Consider the following 5067-nt stretch of genomic DNA (forward strand, 5'->3'; position numbering starts at 1 on the left):
TATAGATGATTTCCTGACCTAAGATCACATTTTATTCTTTTTTCCACTTCAATCTAAGAATTGAGAAAAAAGCAAAACCTTATATTATACCATAAAAAAATTATGCAAGAGGTCTAATGCTACTGACCGATGATCTACTTCTAGACTACCAACGTTGTCAACGCCGTGCATTTTTAAATCTCTACGGCAATAGCCAAGAAAAAGACCCTGAGCGCGATTTTTTGCTTAAATTGCGCCAAGAGAGTCAAAGTCACGTTAAAAAAGTCCTGCAAGACTCCTATCCCGATTATTGTTCCCTGACTACCCCCAGCACTGATATTTTGGCCGCCGCTAGGGAAACGGAAGCTTTGATGGGTCGGGGTGTACCCTGTATTTATCACGGAGTCCTTTTACAATCTGCCTATCCCGTCTCTTTAACCGGTTCCCCGCATTTATTAATTAAACAGGCAGGAGAGTCGAAATTTGGCGATTGGGTTTATTATCCCCTCAATATTCAACTCGGTCGCCGTCCTAAGCCTGAATATAAAATGCTGGCTACTTTTTACGCCTATTTATTAGCCAGTATGCAGGGAGTTTTTCCCAGTTATGGGGAAATTGTCCTACGTCGTCATAATCGCTATCGGGTGGAATTGAATCTCTGGTTAACTAAACTAGAGGAAATAATCAAAAAGTTCGGCGAAATGGTGATTAATCGGCAAGAACCAGAAGTTTTTATCTCGCGTCAGCGTTGCAGTTTATGTCATTGGTATAGTCACTGTTATGGTATTGCTCAAGCGAGTCAACATCTTTCTTTAGTCCCGGGGGTGACTCCTAGTCGTTACCAATTTTTACAGTCTTTGGGGGTTTCCACCATGGCATCCCTTGCGCTTACCTGTCCTACCCGTATGGGGGAGGGGATGGGGGTAGAGGTGGCTAATCAGTTACAATTACAGGCCCAAGCAATTATTGAAAATCGGGCCTTTCGCAAAAGCAACGGGAAAACTGCTTATTTGTCCCCCCTACCGAGGGCCGAGATTGAATTTTATTTTGACATCGAAGCGGAACCAGAACAGAATTTAGATTATCTTTTGGGGATTTTACGGGTTGATTATCGAGTTAATACCCAGCAATTTTATCCCTTTTTGGCAGAAAAGCCGGAAGATGAAGGCAGGATTTGGCAGGAATTTTTAACCTTAGTCATGCAGGATTATCAAGCACCAATTTTTCACTTTTCTGAGTACGAAGTAGAAACAATTAAGCGATTAGGTTATCTTTATAAAACTCCTTCTTCTTTGATTAATCAGTTAGTTTCTCGCTGTTTTGATCTGCATTATCATGTAGTTAATTCGGTAACTTTTCCCGTGGAAAGTTATTCCTTAAAATCCCTCGCTAACTGGATTGGCTTTCAATGGCGCGATCGAGGAGTAAGCGGGGATCAATGCGTTTGGTGGTATGACCAGTGGTTAAAAACAGGAGATCGGACTTTATTGGCGGCTATTTTGCGTTACAATGAGGATGATTGTCGCGCCACCTTTATACTAAAAGATTGGCTTGTAAACTTTTTAATTTGATTCTAAAGATTTATGACAAATAGGGGGGGAATGTAGCCGCTGCTACCCGTAGCCGTAAAGGGAAAATGATAGGCTATGGATGTGAAGACAGTCCCCTCACCCAATGGTGATCCCCATGTTCTCCCCACTTTTTCCGCTTCTACTCCTACTGCTTTCCTTCCTTAGTCTTCTCTGGTATCAAAAGACCAATAATGATATTTTTAAAGCTCTTGCCGTTAGTAGTTTAATTTTCGCAATTATTTGGGGCTTAATTCTCGCTCATTGGTCAATTCACCTGTTGGGACTGCTGTTATTGTTAAAATTCAGATCCCCCGCTTTCAGTTTGGTGCGCGTGCCTAGATGGTAATGGTTTGACCTTAATCTTCCAACTGTCCGGTAGGTACTTCGATCGCTTGTACATCGATCGTCCCGGGAGGGGTGAGAATAATAAACTTACCCCCTTCCACTTTCAACGGTTCACCACAGTTAGGACATTGACATTCCGTGCGATTAAAACCCGTAAATTCGTAGCTACAGACGGGACAGCTATCTTCAACTAAATTGCGTCGCAACCACCAGCGAAAAATCCCCCAAGCAATCACAGGAGAAATTATTAGGAATGCCACGAGAATTAAAAAACTATTGACTAACCAACCCAGTCCGATCGAGCCTAACAACAATCCGACTAAAATCAAAGATAAGAAACAACCCAAACCAGAATCATTGACAGAATAGCTGCGGAAAAAGTTGTTATTCACGGCTCAACCCTCGATTCATCAAAGCTGCAATTATCTTTAACCTAACACGTTCCCAACACATTACCACGGTTAAATCTTCTTTTTTGCTCACCGGGTCCTCCCTCTCTTCTGCTTTGGGTTTAGTTTTGATCGAGATTATCCAGATTGAGAGCCTCACCAAATCTGCTGGGGAGTGGGTCGTCTGCTCGCTTCAACTTGTTATAATAGGTCGATACCTATGCACCATATCTCTAAAAACCATGAGCGATCCTCGTCTATCTCTAGTTGCCGCTGCCCGAAAATTTTATCAACTGGGTTGGATGCTTGGCACGGCGGGTAATTTGTCCGCTAAAGTTGATGATCATAGTTTTTGGATTACTGCCAGTGGCAAAAGTAAAGGTAAACTAACAGAAGAGGATTTTGTGCGCGTGGATCTGACGGGAAAAGTCAGAGAATTAGCTCATCGAGATAATCGTCCTTCGGCCGAAACTAGCATTCATCAGGTGATTTATTGCCTCTTTCCCCAAGCACAAGCTTGTTATCATGTCCACTCGGTGGAAGCGAATTTAGTTTCCCGTTTTGCTCGCGAGGACAAGTTATCGTTACCTCCCTTAGAAATGTTGAAAGGTTTAGGTATTTGGGTAGAAAATCCTCAAGTATTTATGCCGGTTTTTGCTAACTATCTCGATGTGCCGAAAATTGCCGCAGAAATAGAAAGTAGATTCTCAACTTTCCCCCCAGAAATTCCCGCTTTACTGATTTCTTACCATGGCGTGACGGTGTGGGGTGAGTCTCTAGAAACTACCGAGAATTATTTAGAGATAGTTGAGTATATTTTTCGTTATCTAGTGGCAGCCTATCAAGTAAAACCTTGGTAAACCTTCAATTAGACAAGGCAATCAGGAAAAGATTGCCGACATTTTCCAAGGCGCCACCCAGATTCGAACTGGGGGTAAAGGTTTTGCAGACCTCTGCCTTACCACTTGGCGATGGCGCCGATCAATAAATATCAATCATAGCATAACAGTTGGCAGTTTGCCAAGAGTGGAACCCAAGAGTTGAGCGATCGATCTATAATTTATGCAGCCGTTCTCTAATCTAGTGGGGTATTTCAGGCTTTAAAAAGCAATTATGATGAGAAATAAAAGATATTTACTAAATTTTATCGGTTTATTGGCTTTATACTTTCCATTACAGGCTAATAATGCCGTTTACCTTAGCCAAAGTTCTAATACTGCCACGACTTTCGACAGTTATCGTCAAGAATGTTTACAAAGAGCGCGCGCGGAGGGATTAGCTGCTGATGTGGCAAAAGACCTATGCGACTGCACGATTAAAAAATTCCAAGCTCGTTACAATCTACAGCAATTCCGCACCCTCGTGCAGAAGTCGAAAACCGATAAAGCTGCCGCTAGGACTTTATCGAGTGTGGGAGAAGCTTGTTTTGATGAGATTTTGTATGAATAGCAGGGATAGGGGGTTTTTTAGCTATCACAAAAAAAGCTCTCCCTGCTCCGCAGCTCTGGCGCTCATAGACAGTCTTAACAAGTAATTTAGATAGTCAACAGCTTATTTATGTCAACGCTCCCAATGGCAGAAAAATCGAATTATTGGAGTATCAAGACGATTATCAATGGCGATAATTTCTCTCTCAAATTCCTTAGGAATGCCTCTTGATTATTAATAACTTTAGGTGTATTATTATCTATATTCAAGCCAAAAGATGGGCTGATAATAATGCCGTTGGTCGTCCAGAAATCCAGAAATTTGTCGGGGCATTAGCGGGACAAGGAGCCAAAAAAGGTATTTTCATCACTACTTCCTATTTTACCAAAGAGGCTTTAGAATATGCCCCCAGAAATGAGATAAAAATAGTGCTGATTGATGGGGAAGAATTAGGTCAACTGATGATTGATTATAACTTAGGTGTATCGACCAAAGAAATCTATGAAATCAAGAGAATTGATCATGATTATTTTGGGGATGAATGAGACACAGAGGGGGACAAGGGTTACAGAATAACGACGATGGCGTTAAAATAAATGGAAAAAATAGAGGATAAAAACTATGGACGGGATGACCTTTTTTCAGAAAAGTGCGGGACAGTGGAAATCTCAGCGCACTACCCATCATTTACCCTTTCGACGCTCAGAAACCGGCGATTCCGAGATTTATGTGGAAGCTTTAAGCGCCGATAACCCGAAAATTATCGCTATCTGTGAAATGCACGAAGTCGATCCCGCTAAGACTGTGGGGGGTGCCTTTGTCAGTTGGGATGGTTCAATGCAGTGGGACAAAGAAGACGAAAATCATCAAGGAACCACCGTTTTTGCGCTAATTCCCGATGAAGATAATCCCCAAGCTGGTGTTCTCCTGCGGGAGCGAGGTTATGCGGAAATCGTTCCCGTGGCGGGCCGTTATCACATTGATGAACAGGAAGGTTTAGTCTTAATTACAGAATACGAAACTATGACCTCGATCGAGCGTTTTTGGTTTGCCGATGCCGATTTACGTCTCCGCACTAGCACAGTTCAACGTTTTGGCGGTTTTAATACTGCCACTTTTTGTGCTGAATCCCGCAATCAGTCATCGGAGTCAGTCTCTAGTGATTCCCCCGAACCGTCATCCTATTCGATTAGTGGCTGGTAAATTCAGGAGACAGGAGACAGGAGACAGGAGATGGGGAAATGGGGGAATGGGGGAATGGGGAAATGGGGAAATGGGGAAATGGGGAAATGGGGAAATGGGGAAATGGGGAAATGGGGAAATGGGGAAATGGGGAAATGGGGAAATGGGGAAAT

The 5067-nt window shown here is 42.7% G+C and carries 6 protein-coding genes, 1 tRNA gene and 1 pseudogene; 6 read left to right on the top strand and 2 right to left on the bottom strand.

The window, feature by feature from the left end; translation table 11 throughout:
• Positions 1 to 116: 116 nt before the first annotated feature.
• Together EWV84_RS00680 and EWV84_RS22710 are read left to right on the top strand one after the other, a co-directional pair.
• The gene (locus EWV84_RS00680) at positions 117 to 1550 is read left to right on the top strand and encodes a TM0106 family RecB-like putative nuclease (RefSeq protein WP_287075743.1); all 1434 of its coding nucleotides are present in this window, start codon (positions 117 to 119) and stop codon (positions 1548 to 1550) included.
• A gap of 103 nt (positions 1551 to 1653) precedes the next feature.
• A complete protein-coding gene (locus tag EWV84_RS22710) occupies positions 1654 to 1896 on the top strand; it encodes a hypothetical protein (RefSeq protein WP_323801319.1) in 243 nt (80 codons plus the stop codon).
• A 10-nt stretch (positions 1897 to 1906) separates the two neighbouring features.
• Here EWV84_RS22710 and EWV84_RS00685 read toward each other — a convergent pair whose 3' ends face one another.
• The gene (locus tag EWV84_RS00685; protein WP_150976954.1) at positions 1907 to 2287 is read right to left on the bottom strand and encodes a hypothetical protein; all 381 of its coding nucleotides are present in this window, start codon (positions 2285 to 2287) and stop codon (positions 1907 to 1909) included.
• A 239-nt stretch (positions 2288 to 2526) separates the two neighbouring features.
• On the opposite strand from EWV84_RS00685, the gene mtnB reads away from it, so the two are divergent.
• Positions 2527 to 3144, top strand: a complete 618-nt coding sequence (gene mtnB / locus EWV84_RS00690) for a methylthioribulose 1-phosphate dehydratase (protein WP_287075745.1) — start codon at positions 2527 to 2529, stop codon at positions 3142 to 3144.
• A gap of 48 nt (positions 3145 to 3192) precedes the next feature.
• On the opposite strand, the gene EWV84_RS00695 is transcribed toward mtnB, so the two are convergent.
• Positions 3193 to 3263 (bottom strand) — tRNA-Cys (locus tag EWV84_RS00695).
• 134 nt (positions 3264 to 3397) lie between these two features.
• Here EWV84_RS00695 and EWV84_RS00700 point away from each other — a divergent pair.
• The 3 genes and pseudogenes from EWV84_RS00700 (at position 3398) to EWV84_RS00710 (ending at position 4915) form a co-directional block, all read left to right on the top strand.
• Entirely contained in the window at positions 3398 to 3733 is a 336-nt protein-coding gene (locus tag EWV84_RS00700; RefSeq protein WP_286826066.1) for a hypothetical protein, read from the top strand.
• 233 nt (positions 3734 to 3966) lie between these two features.
• Positions 3967 to 4257 (top strand): annotated as a pseudogene (locus tag EWV84_RS00705) (restriction endonuclease); the annotation flags it as partial.
• Positions 4258 to 4333: 76 nt separating this feature from the next.
• Positions 4334 to 4915 (top strand): phycobiliprotein lyase, encoded by a 582-nt coding sequence (locus tag EWV84_RS00710; protein ID WP_002770022.1) that lies wholly within the window; start codon positions 4334 to 4336, stop codon positions 4913 to 4915.
• Positions 4916 to 5067: the final 152 nt, after the last annotated feature.

Origin of the sequence: Microcystis sp. M_QC_C_20170808_M3Col (assembly GCF_007095505.1) — a bacterium.
Lineage (GTDB): Bacteria > Cyanobacteriota > Cyanobacteriia > Cyanobacteriales > Microcystaceae > Microcystis.